General features: G+C 60.1%; 13 protein-coding genes. 10 read left to right on the top strand and 3 right to left on the bottom strand.

The window, feature by feature from the left end:
* The first annotated feature begins 427 nt into the window (after window positions 1–427).
* The 7 genes from AC54XV_RS25450 (at window position 428) to AC54XV_RS25420 (ending at window position 8,719) form a co-directional block, all read left to right on the top strand.
* On the top strand, window positions 428–1,786 hold the full coding sequence (locus AC54XV_RS25450; RefSeq protein WP_002555767.1) for a glutamine synthetase family protein: 1,359 nt from the start codon (window positions 428–430) through the stop codon (window positions 1,784–1,786).
* A gap of 68 nt (window positions 1,787–1,854) precedes the next feature.
* Window positions 1,855–3,219, top strand: coding sequence for an aspartate aminotransferase family protein (locus AC54XV_RS25445; protein WP_024640640.1), 1,365 nt, complete (start codon window positions 1,855–1,857; stop codon window positions 3,217–3,219).
* 143 nt (window positions 3,220–3,362) lie between these two features.
* Window positions 3,363–4,460 (top strand): polyamine ABC transporter substrate-binding protein, encoded by a 1,098-nt coding sequence (locus tag AC54XV_RS25440; RefSeq protein ID WP_024641448.1) that lies wholly within the window; start codon window positions 3,363–3,365, stop codon window positions 4,458–4,460.
* A gap of 171 nt (window positions 4,461–4,631) precedes the next feature.
* Complete coding sequence (locus AC54XV_RS25435; protein ID WP_004407351.1) at window positions 4,632–5,726, top strand: polyamine ABC transporter substrate-binding protein; 1,095 nt, start codon at window positions 4,632–4,634, stop codon at window positions 5,724–5,726.
* Between the two features lie 55 nt (window positions 5,727–5,781).
* A complete protein-coding gene (gene potA / locus AC54XV_RS25430; RefSeq protein WP_011269271.1) occupies window positions 5,782–6,924 on the top strand; it encodes a polyamine ABC transporter ATP-binding protein in 1,143 nt (380 codons plus the stop codon).
* The gene (locus AC54XV_RS25425; RefSeq protein WP_003372160.1) at window positions 6,921–7,841 is read left to right on the top strand and encodes an ABC transporter permease subunit; all 921 of its coding nucleotides are present in this window, start codon (window positions 6,921–6,923) and stop codon (window positions 7,839–7,841) included. Before potA ends, AC54XV_RS25425 begins: the two co-directional genes overlap by 4 nt.
* Window positions 7,838–8,719, top strand: a complete 882-nt coding sequence (locus AC54XV_RS25420; RefSeq protein WP_004407356.1) for an ABC transporter permease subunit — start codon at window positions 7,838–7,840, stop codon at window positions 8,717–8,719. Before AC54XV_RS25425 ends, AC54XV_RS25420 begins: the two co-directional genes overlap by 4 nt.
* Window positions 8,720–10,467: 1,748 nt before the next feature.
* Here AC54XV_RS25420 and AC54XV_RS25415 read toward each other — a convergent pair.
* Complete coding sequence (locus tag AC54XV_RS25415; RefSeq protein WP_496717399.1) at window positions 10,468–12,855, bottom strand: penicillin acylase family protein; 2,388 nt, start codon at window positions 12,853–12,855, stop codon at window positions 10,468–10,470.
* A gap of 270 nt (window positions 12,856–13,125) precedes the next feature.
* Between AC54XV_RS25415 and bipL the strand changes: the two genes are divergently transcribed.
* On the top strand, window positions 13,126–14,067 hold the full coding sequence (gene bipL, locus AC54XV_RS25410; protein ID WP_003420194.1) for a phospholipase BipL: 942 nt from the start codon (window positions 13,126–13,128) through the stop codon (window positions 14,065–14,067).
* On the opposite strand, the gene AC54XV_RS25405 is transcribed toward bipL, so the two are convergent.
* Window positions 14,064–14,255, bottom strand: coding sequence for a hypothetical protein (locus AC54XV_RS25405; RefSeq protein WP_011269268.1), 192 nt, complete (start codon window positions 14,253–14,255; stop codon window positions 14,064–14,066). The two genes, bipL and AC54XV_RS25405, sit on opposite strands and share 4 nt — an antisense overlap.
* Before the next feature lie 51 nt (window positions 14,256–14,306).
* The gene (locus AC54XV_RS25400; RefSeq protein WP_003420191.1) at window positions 14,307–15,065 is read right to left on the bottom strand and encodes a DUF2059 domain-containing protein; all 759 of its coding nucleotides are present in this window, start codon (window positions 15,063–15,065) and stop codon (window positions 14,307–14,309) included.
* 141 nt (window positions 15,066–15,206) lie between these two features.
* Between AC54XV_RS25400 and AC54XV_RS25395 the strand changes: the two genes are divergently transcribed.
* Window positions 15,207–15,842, top strand: coding sequence for a 2OG-Fe(II) oxygenase (locus AC54XV_RS25395; protein ID WP_024640573.1), 636 nt, complete (start codon window positions 15,207–15,209; stop codon window positions 15,840–15,842).
* Window positions 15,843–15,980: 138 nt separating this feature from the next.
* A complete protein-coding gene (locus AC54XV_RS25390; protein ID WP_011269266.1) occupies window positions 15,981–16,418 on the top strand; it encodes a DUF4399 domain-containing protein in 438 nt (145 codons plus the stop codon).
* Window positions 16,419–16,437 lie beyond the last annotated feature (19 nt).

Raw genomic sequence — 16,437 nt, 5'->3', positions numbered from 1 at the left:
AATAAGAGCTAAAGCGGCCTGTCTACTGTTTTTAACGGGCTGTTGTATAAAAAAATGAACGAGGCTAAGCTCGATCGCAACCCAGTAGAGCAACAACAGCGGGGGTCCAATGCTTCACCTTTCCCTGGTCGACACGCGACTATCAAGTCCGTACAGCGCTCATCATGCCTGTGATATCGCTGCTCGTGGTGGGTTGCCACGCATTGCGACATCCCTGAACGGTCATCGAAGCCAGTCTGCCCTGCTCTCAACGCTGGACACTACCAGTATAGCGGCGTCGTCAGTGTGACCGCGGCCGTCTGGAAATCCGGCCCCGCAGCTGTCACCTTACCCCTATTCGGCGTCTGCCGAAACGAGTTGTACATCATGACGCCGATGCGTCTGGAACGCCTGATCACGATCAGGACAATAAAACCCTGAGGTATTTATGAGTACCAACCTCGACCAGCTCACCGATTGGTTGAAAGAACACAAGATTACCGAAGTCGAATGCATGATGTCCGACCTCACCGGGATCACGCGCGGCAAGATCTCGCCGACCAACAAGTTCATCGCAGAAAAAGGCATGCGCCTGCCTGAAAGCGTGCTGTTGCAGACGGTGACCGGTGACTACGTAGAGGACGATATCTACTACGAGCTGCTGGACCCGGCAGACATCGACATGATCTGCCGTCCCGACCAGAACGCGGTGTATCTGGTGCCCTGGGCGGTCGAGCCCACTGCGCAGGTGATTCATGACACCTACGACAAGCAAGGCAACCCCATCGAGCTGTCGCCGCGCAACGTGCTGAAGAAGGTCCTCAAGCTCTACGCCGATCAGGGCTGGCAGCCCATCGTGGCGCCGGAGATGGAGTTTTACCTGACCAAGCGTAGCGACGACCCTGACTATCCGCTACAGCCGCCGATCGGCCGCTCCGGGCGTCCGGAAACCGGCCGTCAGTCGTTCTCGATCGAAGCGGCCAACGAGTTCGATCCGCTGTTCGAAGACGTCTATGACTGGTGCGAACTGCAGAACCTGGACCTGGATACGCTGATCCACGAAGACGGCACGGCGCAGATGGAAATCAACTTCCGTCACGGTGATGCCCTGTCGCTGGCTGACCAGATTCTGGTGTTCAAGCGCACCATGCGCGAAGCCGCCCTCAAGCACGATGTCGCGGCGACCTTCATGGCCAAGCCGATGACCGGCGAGCCAGGCAGTGCCATGCACTTGCACCAGAGCATCATCGACATCGAGACCGGCAAGAATATCTTCTCCAACGAAGACGGGACCATGAGTGAGCTGTTTCTGAACCACGTCGGTGGTCTGCAGAAGTTCATCCCCGAGCTGTTGCCGCTGTTCGCGCCCAACGTCAATTCGTTCCGGCGCTTTCTGCCCGACACCTCGGCGCCGGTGAACGTCGAGTGGGGCGAAGAGAATCGCACCGTCGGCCTGCGTGTGCCGGATGCCGTGCCGCAAAACCGTCGCGTGGAAAACCGTCTGCCGGGTGCCGATGCCAACCCTTATCTGGCCATCGCCGCCAGTCTGCTGTGCGGCTTCATCGGCATGGTCGAAGGCATCAACCCGAGCGCACCGGTGGTCGGACGGGGTTACGAGCGGCGCAATCTGCGTCTGCCGTTGACCATCGAAGACGCGTTGGAGCGCATGGAAAACAGCAAGACCATCGAAAAATACCTGGGCAAGAAATTCATCATCGGTTACGTCGCGGTCAAGCGCGCCGAGCATGAAAACTTCAAGCGCGTGATCAGTTCGTGGGAGCGGGAATTCCTGCTTTTCGCCGTCTGATCACGCAGAGCGCCGCCGCGGTCGAGGCGCGGCGCTCTGCCAACTGACCTGATCAAAGGAAGTGCTGCATGAGTGCCAACAACCCGCAAACCCTCGAATGGCAGGCCCTGAGCAGCGAGCATCACCTGGCACCGTTCAGCGACTACAAACAACTGAAAGAGAAAGGCCCGCGCATCATCACCCGTGCCGAGGGCGTTTATCTGTGGGACAGCGAGGGCAACAAGATCCTTGATGGCATGTCCGGCCTGTGGTGCGTGGCCATCGGTTATGGCCGCGAAGAACTGGCCGACGCAGCCAGCAAACAGATGCGCGAGCTGCCGTACTACAACCTGTTCTTCCAGACCGCCCACCCGCCGGTGCTGGAACTGGCCAAGGCCATCTCCGACATCGCTCCCGAGGGCATGAACCATGTGTTCTTCACCGGTTCAGGCTCTGAAGGCAATGACACGATGCTGCGCATGGTTCGTCATTACTGGGCGCTGAAAGGCCAGCCGAACAAGAAAACCATCATCAGCCGCGTCAATGGCTACCACGGCTCCACCGTCGCCGGTGCCAGCCTGGGTGGCATGACCTACATGCACGAACAGGGCGACCTGCCGATCCCGGGGGTGGTGCACATTCCACAGCCGTACTGGTTCGGCGAAGGCGGCGACATGACGCCGGACGAGTTCGGCATCTGGGCGGCCGAGCAACTGGAAAAGAAAATTCTCGAGCTGGGCGTCGAGAGCGTCGGGGCGTTCATTGCCGAGCCGATCCAGGGCGCAGGCGGTGTGATCGTCCCGCCTGATTCCTACTGGCCGAAGATCAAGGAAATCCTGTCCCGCTACGACATCCTGTTCGCCGCCGATGAGGTGATTTGTGGCTTCGGGCGTACCAGTGAGTGGTTCGGTAGCGATTTCTACGGCCTCAAGCCGGACATGATGACCATCGCCAAAGGCCTGACCTCCGGTTACGTACCGATGGGCGGCCTGATCGTGCGCGATGAAATCGTTGCGGTGCTCAATGAGGGTGGCGATTTCAATCATGGCTTTACCTACTCCGGGCACCCGGTGGCGGCCGCGGTTGCGCTGGAGAACATCCGTATCCTGCGCGAAGAAAAGATCGTCGAACGGGTCAGGTCGGAAACGGCACCGTATTTGCAAAAGCGTTTGCGTGAGTTGAGCGATCATCCGCTGGTGGGCGAAGTCCGGGGTGTCGGGCTGCTCGGGGCCATTGAACTGGTGAAGGACAAGACCACCCGCGAGCGCTATACCGACAAAGGCGCGGGAATGATCTGTCGAACCTTCTGCTTCGACAATGGCCTGATCATGCGGGCTGTGGGCGATACCATGATCATTGCGCCACCGCTGGTGATCAGTTTCGCGCAAATCGATGAGTTGGTAGAGAAGGCGCGCAAATGCCTGGATCTGACGCTGGCGGTGTTGCAGGGCTGAAAATGCCAAAAAAAGCGTCGATTCAAGCGCAATGTGCATTGTTTGAGGGGGCTTCGGCTTGAAAGCCTGCCCAGGAAGTTGCCAGACTAATGGCTACACGCCGCTAACTGACGGTCAGTGATAAAAATACATTGGAGCTACGCATGAAAAAATTTGGCAAGACCCTTCTCGCGCTGTCCCTGATGGGCGTTGTGGCCACTGCTGCGCAGGCCGATGACAAAGTGCTGCACGTCTATAACTGGTCCGATTACATCGCGCCGGACACCGTTGCCAAGTTCGAGAAAGAATCGGGCATCAAGGTGGTCTACGACGTTTTCGACAGCAACGAGACGCTGGAAGCCAAATTGCTCGCTGGCAAATCCGGCTATGACGTGGTCGTGCCATCCAACAACTTCCTGGCCAAGCAGATCAAGGCGGGCGTTTATCAGGAGCTGGACAAGTCCAGGCTGCCGAACTGGAAGAACCTCAACGAATCACTGCTCAAGGCCGTGTCGGTCAGCGACCCGGATAACAAGCACGCATTCCCGTACATGTGGGGGTCGATCGGGATCGGCATCAACCCGGACAAGGTCAAGGCCGCTCTGGGTGCTGACGCGCCAGTCAATTCCTGGGACCTGCTGTTCAAGCCCGAGAACGCTGCCAAGCTGAAGTCGTGCGGCATCAGCTTCCTCGACTCGCCGACCGAAATGCTGCCGATTGCCCTGCATTATCTGGGCTACCCGACCGACTCGCAGGACAAGAAGCAGCTCGCCGAAGCTGAAGCGCTGTTCATGAAGATTCGTCCGTCGATTGGCTATTTCCACTCGTCCAAGTACATCTCGGACCTGGCCAACGGCAACATCTGCGTAGCGGTCGGTTACTCGGGTGATATCTACCAGGCCAAATCCCGTGCTGCCGAAGCCGGTGGCAAGGTGAAGGTTGCCTACAACATTCCGAAAGAAGGCGCCGGCAGCTTCTATGACATGGTCGCCATTCCCAAGGATGCCGAAAACGTTGAAGGTGCCTACAAGTTCATGAACTTCCTGATGAAGCCGGAAGTCATGGCCGAAATCACCAACGCCGTGCGCTTCCCGAACGGTAACGCGGCGGCTACGGCGCTGGTCGACAAGGAAATCACCAGTGACCCTGGCGTTTATCCACCTGCCGACGTACAGGCCAAACTGTATGCAATCGCTGACCTGCCTGCAGCTACGCAGCGAATCATGACCCGCAGCTGGACCAAGATAAAGTCAGGTAAATAAGCCTGTCATCAAACCTGTGGATGCTGCGTAGCCTCGGCTGCGCAGCCTCCAGCAGACAGGAATATTGCCTAAACCTTTGCTGGTTGGACGCATAGACGGTAAGTTGCGCGCCGGTTTGGTTTTCCGGACGCCCTCCGGCGCTCAGGCCCCTCTGTTAAAAGGACTCATTCTTTGTCTATTTCTATTCTTTCCAAAGCCTTGCTGGCGGCTGCCGGCCTGACACTGACCCTCAGTGCCCAGGCTGAGTCCACCGTGCATATTTATAACTGGTCCGACTACATCGGCAAGACCACCCTGGCGGACTTCGAAGCCACCACCGGCATCAAGCCGATGTACGACGTGTTCGACTCCAACGAAACCCTGGAAGCCAAGCTGCTGGCCGGGCGCACCGGTTACGACGTGGTCGTGCCGTCCAACCACTTTCTTGGCAAGCAGATCAAGGCCGGTGCGTTCCAGAAGCTCGACAAGTCGCTGCTGCCCAACTACAAGAATCTCGACCCTGCGCTGCTCAAGCGTCTGGAGAAGAACGATCCGGGTAACCAGTACGCCGTGCCGTACCTGTGGGGCACCAACGGCATCGGTTACAACGTCGAGAAGGTCAAGGCCGTGTTGGGCGTCGACAAGATCGACTCCTGGGCCGTGCTGTTCGAGCCGGAGAACATCAAGAAGCTCTCCAGCTGTGGCGTAGCGTTTCTTGATTCTGCCGATGAAATGTTGCCAGCGGTGCTCAACTACCTTGGGCTGGACCCCAACAGCACCAAGGAAGCCGATTACAAGAAGGCCGAAGCCAAACTCATGGCTATTCGTCCTTACGTGACCTATTTCCACTCGTCCAAATACATTACCGACCTGGCCAACGGCGACATCTGCGTTGCCGCAGGTTTCTCAGGCGATGTGTTCCAGGCCAAGGCTCGTGCAGAAGAAGCGGGCAAGGGCGTGAAGCTCGCCTACAGCATCCCGAAAGAGGGCGGCAACCTGTGGTTCGACATGCTGGCCATTCCGGCTGATTCGAAAAACATCAAGGAAGCCAGCGCCTTCATCAACTACATGCTCGACCCCAGGGTGATCGCCAAGGTCAGCGATGAAGTCGGCTATGCCAACCCCAATCCCGCCTCCGGCGAGTTCATGGACCAGAAAATCCGTACTGACGCAGCGGTCTACCCGCCTCAGGAAGTGCTGGACCGGCTGTTCGTGAACAGCGAGTTGCCACCCAAGGTGCAACGTCTGATGACCCGCAGCTGGACCAAGGTCAAGTCGGGCAAATAAAAATCCAGCACCCGGCCATATGGGCCGGGTTGCCTATCTGTTGGGAGTTTCACCCATGGCAGTTGCCTCCGGCGCCTACAAGAAAGCCCTCGAAGGCGGTCAGCAACCCAAAGAGGTGCTGGTCAGGATTGATCGGGTCACGAAAAAGTTCGACGAGACGATCGCGGTGGACGATGTGTCCCTGCAGATCAACAAGGGCGAGATCTTCGCCCTGCTTGGCGGCTCTGGCTCCGGCAAATCGACACTGCTGCGCATGCTGGCCGGGTTCGAACGGCCGACCGAAGGCCGCATCTACCTCGACGGCGTCGACATCACCGACATGCCGCCGTACGAACGCCCGATCAACATGATGTTCCAGTCCTACGCGCTGTTCCCGCACATGACCGTGGCGGACAACATCGCCTTCGGCCTCAAGCAGGACAAGCTGGGCAAGCCGGAAATCGAAGCCCGCGTGGCGGAGATGCTCAAGCTGGTGCAGATGACCCAATACGCCAAGCGCAAGCCGCATCAGCTCTCTGGCGGTCAGCGTCAGCGCGTGGCCCTGGCCCGTTCGCTGGCGAAAAAGCCCAAGCTGTTGCTGCTCGACGAGCCGATGGGTGCGCTGGACAAGAAACTGCGTTCGCAGATGCAACTGGAGCTGGTGGAGATCATCGAGCGCGTCGGCGTGACCTGCGTGATGGTGACTCACGATCAGGAAGAGGCCATGACCATGGCCGAGCGCATCGCGATCATGCACCTGGGCTGGATCGCGCAGATCGGCAGCCCGATCGACATCTACGAGACCCCGACCAGCCGTCTGGTCTGCGAATTCATCGGCAGCGTCAACCTCTTCGAAGGTGACGTGATCGAGGACATGGAAGCCCATGCGCTGATCCGCAGTCCCGAGCTGGAGCGCAATATCTATGTCGGCCACGGCGTCAGTACGTCGGTGGAAGACAAGCACATTACCTACGCACTGCGTCCGGAGAAGCTGCTGATCACCACCGAGCAGCCAGGCTTCGAATACAACTGGTCGCGTGGCAAGGTCCACGACATCGCCTATCTGGGCGGTCATTCGGTGTTCTACGTCGAGCTGCCGGGCGGCAAGCTGGTGCAGTCGTTTGTCGCCAACGCCGAGCGTCAGGGCGCACGGCCTACCTGGGGTGATGAAGTCTACGTGTGGTGGGAAGACGACAGCGGCGTGGTACTGCGCTCATGAAAATCCGCAAGATCAAGCGCGCGTTCGAGCGCATAAAGCCCAACGGGCGGCAGATGGTCATCGGCGTGCCGTTCCTCTGGCTGTTCCTGTTCTTTGCTCTGCCGTTTCTGATCGTGCTCAAGATCAGCTTCGCCGAGGCCGACGTCGCGATCCCGCCGTACACCGAAATCTTCAGCTACGCCGACGAAAAGCTGCAGATGGTCCTCAACTTCGCCAACTACACCTTGCTCAGTGGCGATGATCTGTACGTTTCGGCCTATCTGGGCTCGCTGAAGATGGCCTTCATCAGCACCTTGCTGTGTCTGCTGATTGGCTATCCGATGGCCTACGCCATCGCCAGCGCGCGCAAGGACCTGCAAACCGTGCTGTTGCTGCTGATCATGATGCCGACCTGGACGGCGATCCTGATTCGCGTGTATGCGTGGATGGGCATTCTCAGCAACAACGGGCTGCTCAATGCATTCCTGATGTGGCTGGGCCTGATCGACGCGCCGTTGCAGATCCTCAACACCAACCTGGCGGTGTACATCGGCGTGGTCTATTCCTACCTGCCGTTCATGATCCTGCCGCTGTACGCCAACCTTGTGAAGCACGACACCAGCCTGCTGGAAGCCGCGTCCGACCTGGGTTCGAGCACCTTCAACAGCTTCTGGAAAATCACCGTGCCGCTGTCCAAGAACGGCGTGATCGCCGGCTGCATGCTGGTATTCATTCCGGTGGTCGGTGAGTTCGTGATTCCCGAGCTGCTCGGCGGCCCGGAAACCCTGATGATCGGCCGCGTGCTGTGGCAGGAATTCTTCAACAACCGTGACTGGCCGGTGGCTTCGGCGCTGGCGGTCATCATGCTGCTGGTGCTGATCGTGCCCATCATCCTGTTCAACCGCAGTCAGGCCAAAGAACTGGAGGGCAAGGCATGAACCGCTTTCGATTCTCGAACCTGATGCTGGTGCTGGGTTTGCTGTTCATCTATGCACCGATGGTGATTCTGGTCATCTACTCGTTCAACGCCTCGCAACTGGTGACGGTCTGGGGCGGCTGGTCGGTGAAGTGGTACGTCGGCCTGCTGGACAACTCGCAACTGATGGGCTCGGTGATGCGCTCGCTGGAAATCGCCTGCTACACCGCCGTTGCTGCGGTGGCGCTGGGGACCATGGCTGCGTTTGTGCTGACCCGCATCAGCCGCTTCAAGGGCCGCACGTTCTTTGGCGGGCTGGTCACAGCTCCCTTGGTGATGCCGGAGGTGATCACCGGTCTGTCGCTGTTGCTGCTGTTCGTGGCCATGGCGCAGATGATCGGCTGGCCGCAGGAACGCGGCATCATGACTATCTGGATCGCGCACACGACGTTCTGTGCGGCCTACGTGGCGGTGGTGGTGTCGGCGCGCCTGCGTGAGCTGGACCTGTCGATCGAAGAAGCCGCAATGGACCTGGGCGCCCGTCCGTGGAAGGTGTTCTTGCTGATCACTATCCCGATGATCGCACCGTCGCTGGCAGCCGGGGGCATGATGTCCTTCGCTCTGTCGCTGGACGACCTGGTACTCGCCAGCTTCGTTTCCGGGCCCGGCTCGACCACCTTGCCAATGGAAGTGTTCTCAGCCGTGCGTCTGGGTGTGAAGCCTGAAATCAACGCCGTGGCGAGCCTGATCCTGCTGGCCGTGTCACTGGCGACCTTTCTGGTCTGGTTCTTCACCCGCCGCGCGGAAAACAACCGCAAGCGTGCGATCCAGCAAGCCATCGAGGAAAGCGCGGCAGACGCCTGGAAACAGCCTGATCCAAGGCGTGCTCCGGCGGCGTGAAGACCTGATTGCGCGCGATACACAAGTCCGCTCCTGATTCTGCCCTCCGGGCGTGGGAGCCAACTTGTTCGCGAAGATGTTGGTCGCAAGTCCGCTCTTGATTCTGCCCGCAGGGCGTAGGAGCGAACTTGTTCGCGAACTGCCGGGGACCGGCAGCAAAGCTAGCTACCTCGGTCGTGCCTGATGTACCGCACTTGACGGTTTCACTGTCGGTTCCCGACAGTTCGCGAGCAAGCTCGCTCCCACGCCCTCCGGGCAGAAGCCCCATTTCCGGGCTCGGCGCAGAGAGTGTCGCTACGCCCCCTGCACCAGCCGCAAAACGCCTGGAAGCAGCCTGATCGGGGCGATACACAGATTCTGCCCGCAGGACGTGGGAGTGAGCTTGCTCGCGAAGACGTTGGTCGCAGGTCCGCTCTTGATTCTGGCCGAAGGCCGTAGGAACTTGTTCGCGAACTGCCGGGGACCGGCAGCAAAACCAGCGACCCCGGTTGTGCCTGATGTACCGTACGTGACGGTTTCACTGTCGGTTCCCGACAGTTCGCGAGCAAGCTCGCTCCCACGCCCTCCGGGCAGAAGCCCCAGTTCCGGGCTCGGTACAGAGAGTGTCGCTACGCCCCCTGCACCAGCCGCGAAACGCCTGGAAGCAGCCTGATCGGGGCGATACACAGATTCTGCCCGCAGGGCGTGGGAGCGAGCTTGCTCGCGAAGACGTTGGTCGCAGGTCCGCTCTTGATTCTGGCCGAAGGCCGTAGGAACTTGTTCGCGGACTGCCGGGGACCGGCAGCAAAACCAGCGACCTCGGTTGTGCCTGATGTACCGTACGTGACGGTTTCACTGTCGGTTCCCGACAGTTCGCGAGCAAGCTCGCTCCCACGCCCTCCGGGCAGAAGCCCCGTTTCCTGGCTCGGCGCAGAGAGTGTCGCTACGCCCCCTGCACCAGCCGAAAAACGCCTGGAAGCAGCCTGATCGGGGCGATACACAGATTCTGCCCGCAGGGCGTAGGAGCGAACTTGTTCGCGAAGACGTTGGTCGCAGGTCCGCTCTTGATTCTGCCCGCAGGGCGTAGGAGCGAACTTGTTCGCGAACTGCCGGGGACCGGCAGCCAAACCAGCGACCTCGGTTGTGCCTGATGTACCGTACGTGACGGTTTCACTGTCGGTTCCCGACAGTTCGCGAGCAAGCTCGCTCGCACGCCCTCCGGGCAGAAGCCCCATTTCCGGGCCCGGTACAGAGAGTGTCGCTACGCCCCCTGCACCAGCCGCAAAACGCCTGGAAGCAGCTTGATCGGGGCGATACACAGATTCTGCCCGCAGGGCGTAGGAGCGAACTTGTTCGCGAACTGCCGGGGACCGGCAGCCAAACCAGCGACCTCGGTTGTGCCTGATGTACCGCACGTGACGGTTTCACTGTCGGTTCCCGACAGTTCGCGAGCAAGCTCGCTCCCACGCCCTCCGGGCAGAAGCCCCATTTCTGGGCTCGGTACAGAGAGTGTCGCTACGCCCCCTGCACCAGCCGCAAAACGCCTGGAAGCAGCCTGATCGGGGCGATACACAGATTCTGCCCGCAGGGCGTAGGAGCGAACTTGTTCGCGAACTGCCGGGGACCGGCAGCCAAACCAGCGACCTCGGTTGTGCCTGATGTACCGCACGTGACGGTTTCACTGTCGGTTCCCGACAGTTCGCGAGCAAGCTCGCTCCCACGCCCTCCGGGCAGAAGCCCCATTTCCGGGCTCGGCGCAGAGAGTGTCGCTACGCCCCCGGCACCAGCCGCAGAACCCCTTCCGTATGCTCCGCCACATCCTTCTCGCTGAAGCGCTGTGGCAGGTACTCGCCGTTCACGAAGGCCTTGGCCTGATCCGAATAGTGCTTGTCGAATGGCACGCCGCTTTGTCCTACCGGGTTTATCCCCAGGCTATGTGCCGGGTCGGCGAAGTCGATCAGGCGGCGGGTCGAGGGGCCGTAGCTGACTGGCCACGGGGCAGGGCGGATGCTCGACGACAGGTTGTTCGGCACTTCATGCGTACCCGGCGCTGCGTACGGGCCGACGTTGAAAATCATGTCCAGCGGCTTCTGCGAACCCAATGGGTGGCCTTGGGTCAGGGTATGCGCCTTGCCCCACACCCATTCGTCCGGGTTGGTGCCGTACAGCGACCTCAAATGCGAAACACTGGCGCGCCAGGCCACCTTGACGGTGTTGGCGCGGCTTTCTTCGTGGGGTGAATTGCGATTGTTCCACCACGGCGAATCGGCATCGGCGGCCAGGCGCGGCAGGGCAGCGTCCAGTACGCGGCTCGACAGCAGGGTTTCAAACATCGCGTCGCCCAGTTCGTCGTGAAAGGTCTCTTCGGTCAGGTCGAACAGGAACTGATTGAACAGCGTGGCACCCACCGAATCGACAGGGTAATCGCCTTTCCAGCTGGCCAGTCGCTCCACGAGTGCCCGTTCGTCCGGGTCGCTGACAACGCTGCGCAGCACCGGAATCAATGGCCTGAGAATGCTCGGTGCATAGTCGGTCTGCGTGCCCAGTTGCAGCGCTTTGCTGGCGGCCAGGTCCCACTTGATGCTGGCGTCACTCAGTTGTCGGTTCAGCTCCTGGCCACGTTCGGCCGGGTTGTAGTAGCCGGGAATCTGCATACCGGTCGGCGACAGCGGCTGGAAATTGGCTGAGACGATGTAACCACGCGCCGGGTTTTCTTCGTGCGGGTTGGCGCTGAACGGGTAAAAACCGAGCTTATCGGCCTGCGCCGTGCTGCCGTCCAGAATGAAGGTGGGGTTGACGCCTTGCGGGCGGATCGGCAATTGCGCCGCAGCCCACCAGCCGATATCGCCTTTGGCGTTGGCCCAGACGATGTTGAGGCCCGGCGACTGAATCTTCTCGGCCGCGCTACGCATCTTGTCCAGCGTATCGGCGCGGTTGGCCTCGTAAAAACCGTCCAGCACCGGGTTGGCAGACACCAGAAAAGACCACCACATCGCAATTGGCGCCTGGCCGGCGTTCTTGCCCATCACGTTGTTGACGATAGGGCCGTGCGGCGATTCGAGCAGCGTCAGTGTGACCGGGGCCTGGCCTTTGACGGCGATCTGCTGCTCGGTGCGTTTCATGTCCACCCACTGACCGTGGTACCAGACCTGATTCGGGTTATCCGGGTTGGTCTTCTCGGCAATCAGGTCCACGTCGTCATTCTGGAACATGGTCAGGCTCCAGCCGAAGTCCATGTTATGGCCCAGCAACGCGAACGGGTTGAGCGCCGGAAAGTGCCCGTACAACTCAAAGCCCGGCGCCGACAGCTGCGCTTCGTACCATACCGAAGGCACCGAGAAGCGGATGTGCGGGTCACCGGCGAGGATCGGCTTGCCGCTTTGCGTGCGGCTGCCGGAAATCACCCAGGCGTTGCTGCCTTCGAACTGCGGCAGGCCAGCGTCTTCAAGCGCCTTGTGACTCAACTGCGCGAGCTGATTCAGGCCCTTCCAGTCGGCGTCGGCCAGTGCCGGTTTCGAGTCGAGCATGCCGTCCGGGTGCCAGTCCAGGTCGAAGACTTTCAAGTACTCCGGACCCAACTGATCACGGACGTAGGTCAGCAGTGGCTCGGTTCTGAACGCCGCGGCAAAACTGTAAGCCAGATAGCCGGCGATGCTGACCGTGTCCTCTGGGGTGAAGCGTCGTCTGGGAATGCCCAGCGCGTCGAACTCCATCGGCCTTGCGTGGGTGTCCTGATACTGGTTGATGCCGTCGATGTAGGCTTCCAGCGCTTTCCAGGTCGGGGTGTTCTTGTCCTGACGTGCGACATACGCGTCCGCGTGTTCGCGAATGCGCAGGGTGCGAAACAGTTTGTCGGTCTCGAGCAGATTCGACCCCAGTACCTCTGCCAGCTCGCCACGTGCCAGGCGACGCAGCATTTCCATCTGGAACAGTCGGTCCTGAGCCTGGGCATAGCCCAGCGCACGGTAAAGGTCGGCTTCGTTCTCGGCGCGGATGTGCGGCACGCCACGCTCGTCGTAGCGCAGGGTGACGGGGGCCTGAAGACGGCTCATGGCGATCTCGCCATCACGTACCGGCAGTTTGCTATTTACGTACCAGCCCGCGCCACCCGCAAGCAGGGCGATGATGATGGCTAGAATGAAGAGGCTGCGTTTCATCCGGTTTCTCTGTAAATGGCGTAGGCAGGAATGGAGACTATCGTTGTGACGCAGTTGACTCGATGAAACCCGACACACGAGTCTGTTTGAAACGGCTTCAGGGCGAATTCGGGCGGGTGAATTCGCGAGTATCGCCCAGTGTGCAGACAACAATGTGCACGTTCGATGACAGATATCTGCGATTACAGCCGCTTAGCTTGCCATGCCGAAGCAGACAGAAGAATATCGTTACACAACTTTACGAGCCATTTGTTGAAATCTGGAAACCACATGTCCGCCACGTTTGACCCCGATAACCTGCGTGCCAGCCTGCTGCCGCTGAGCGTTATTGACCCGCTTTCCATGGAGGGACTGGCCTATCAGCGCTTCTACGGTCTTGCCGGACTGTGTGGCGAGAACGTCATACGCAGCTGGCTGGGGCGCCTCGATGTGGCGGGCTACGAGGTGGTCGGGCAGGTATGGCTGCCTGACAGCCCGGTCGCCACGCTGTTTCTGTTTCACGGCTTCTATGACCACATGGGGCTGTATCGGCATGTGATCGAATGGGCTCTGGAGCAGGGCTTTGCGGTGATCGCCTGCGACCTGCCGGGGCATGGTCTGTCGAGCGGCAGCCGTGCCTGCATCAATGACTTTGCCGAGTACCAGCTGGTGTTGCAGCGCCTGCTGCTTGAAGCCGAAGGCCTTGGGTTGCCGCACCCCTGGCACCTGTGCGGACAAAGCATGGGTGGTGCCATCGTGACGGATCACCTGCTTCATCAAGGCGCAGACTCGCCCGCGCAGGGCGAGGTGATCCTGCTGGCGCCGCTGGTCAGGCCGCGCGCCTGGGGCTGGTCGCGTCTGAGTTATCACCTGCTCAGACCGTTCGTGAACGGCATTGCCCGCCGTTTCACCGAAAACTCCAATGCGCCCGCGTTCCTGCCGTTTCTGATGGCCGATCCGTTACAGCCGCTGCGACTGCCCACGGCCTGGGTCGGCGCGCTGGCGCAATGGATCGTGCGTGTTGAAAGTGCGCCGCGCAGCCTGCGCAGCCCGCTGATCATCCAGGGCGAGGCGGACATGACGGTCGACTGGTCGCACAATCTGGCGATCCTGAAAGACAAGTTCAGCCAGCCGCAGATACTGATGCTCGGGCACGCCCGGCATCATCTGGCCAACGAAACGCCAGAGCTGCGGGCTCGGTACTTTGATTTTCTGAAAGGGCGCTTGCGTTAGAGTTTTTCAGTTTTGCCGGCCTGCAGCGCCTTTACCTGTCGGCGCAGGCGGGAGTTGTCAACGGCCGTTATGACGAGCATCAACGCCCCAAACACGGCAAAGGCGTCCTGTCCCAGAGAACTCCAGAACAGCCAGGCGAAAAAGGCCATTACGATACCGGTGGCGAGCAAAGCCAATGAGTCTTTCATACGATGGTGTCCATTCCTTTGACCTCAGGCGCTTGAAGGCCTGAACGGTTTTTACTGTCCGGGATTGAGGCTCGACGCACTCTGCCCGACCGCCAGCCCGGCACGAATCGCGGCCAGAGCGGCCTGGTAATAGGCTTTGCCTTCCGGCGATTCGGCGAAGGTCGAGAATTCTTCGAGCTCAGGGTCGGACAGGTCGCGATAGACGTACAGCAGCGTGTTGTTCAGATCGGCACTCATCTGCGCCATCAGTCGCTCGCGCTGGCCTTCGAGCATGCCCTGCGCCTGGCCTCCGCCGAACAGGCCGGGAATCATCTGGCTCAGGCTGTCTGCGGCAACACCGGCGATGGCAAGGCTGACTTCCGCGCCGGCCTCTCTGGCCGGCAGCGCCTGGGCCAGATGGCCGATCAACAACTGACGCGTTGCGTCCGCTTCGATATGCGGCAGCCCTTGGGCATGTTTGGCCAGTTGATCGGCGCGAGTGGCGGTCAGCTCGGCATTGACGATCTTGCGGCCCAGCGGCGACTGGAAAAACTGCAGCGACGGGGCAGGGTCCTTGAGGCTTTCACGCAGGCGCTTCGAGGCGCGTTGGTCCATGGCCTGGGGGGCAAAACGCTGATTGCTGTTGTTGACCAGCGCTTGATAAACCGCAGGCGGCAGGTTGTTGCTGTAACGCTGTTGGGCAGCTTTGAGGGCATCGTTGAAATGCGCGCGCTGTTCCGGCCAGCCTGCAGACTTGTACAACTGATCGTAGCTGTCTGCCCAGGCAGGTGAGGTGCAGAACATCAACAGCAAAACAAACAAACGACGCATTGGGGACTCCTGTCGGCAGGCCGCTATTCTCCCGGTGTTGGCGTGGATTTGTCGAGTTATGAGTGCCTTCGGTGAATGAAATCTCGCGCGCGTGATACCGCCTGTATAAGCCTCTGTCCGATTTCAGAGCTTATGGATACTATGCACGCCATGCGCATACCCTCTGACCACCCACTGCTGTTGCGAATCGTCGACGATCTGGCCGCCAACGGCTGGTCGCAGCAGAATATTTTCCTGCCCGAAGCTCTGACTCTGGAACTTGAGCAAGAGTGCCGCAAACGTGCAGCGGAAGGTGAGCTCGAGCCTGCTGCGATTGGCAAAGGGCCGGCACTGGAAATACGCGAGGGTATTCGCGGTGACCGCATTCAGTGGCTTGAACCGGGGCAGGTGCAGTGCTGCGATCGCTATCTTGAGCTGATGGACAGTTTGCGTCAGGCGCTCAATCGCGGCCTTTTCCTCGGGCTGGAGGATTACGAAAGCCATTTTGCGCTGTATCCGCCGGGTGCCCGCTACCTCAGGCATGTGGACCGATTCCGCGATGACGACAGGCGCATGGTGTCGGCGGTGCTCTACCTCAACAACGCCTGGCTGCCCGAGCACGGCGGTCAGTTGCGCATGTACCTCAAGGATGATGTGGCTTACGACGTTCAGCCTGCGGGCGGCTGCCTGGTGGTCTTTCTGTCCGGCGAAATTCCCCACGAAGTCATGCCCGCCAGTCGTGATCGACTGTCACTGACGGGGTGGTTCAGACGCCGGGGCAACGAGCTGTTCCAGTGACCTGCAGGCTGCGTTCATGAAAACAGTTTCATCAACGCAATGAGCCATTGAGCCTGGCTGCGGTCTATCGTGAGCACTCCTGAACCGACGGATTCGTCGTATGAGGGTCGACTTACGCCAACTGCAGCCGGAGCAATCATGAAATCCTTATTTTCTGGAACGATGGTCGCCGGCCTGTTGCTCAGCGCATCCATGCTGGCCAGCGCCGCCGATATACCACGCACCGCAGCCCCTGAAGGCGCCGAGGTGTACATCATCTCGCCCAAGGACGGTGAAACGGTCACCTCACCGTTCAAGGTGCAATTCGGTCTCAAAGGCATGGGCGTCGCGCCTGCGGGTGTCGATGTTCCCGAGACCGGTCACCATCACCTGCTGATCGACGTGAAGGACCAGCCGGCGATGAATGCACCGCTGCCGGTCAGCGACAACATCCGCCACTTCGGCAAGGGCCAGACCGAAACCGAAATCAACCTGCCGCCGGGCCAGCACACCCTGCAATTGCTGATGGGCGACAAAGGCCACATGCCGCTGAACCCTTCGGTCGAATCGAAGAAGATCACCATCAACGTGAAGTAGGGCTGTCAGTGCTGGTGTG

This window comes from Pseudomonas fragariae (ex Marin et al. 2024), from assembly GCF_059621105.1.
The sequence above is the reverse complement of the archived record's forward strand: the minus strand, read 5'-3'. Positions and strand labels throughout refer to the sequence as shown.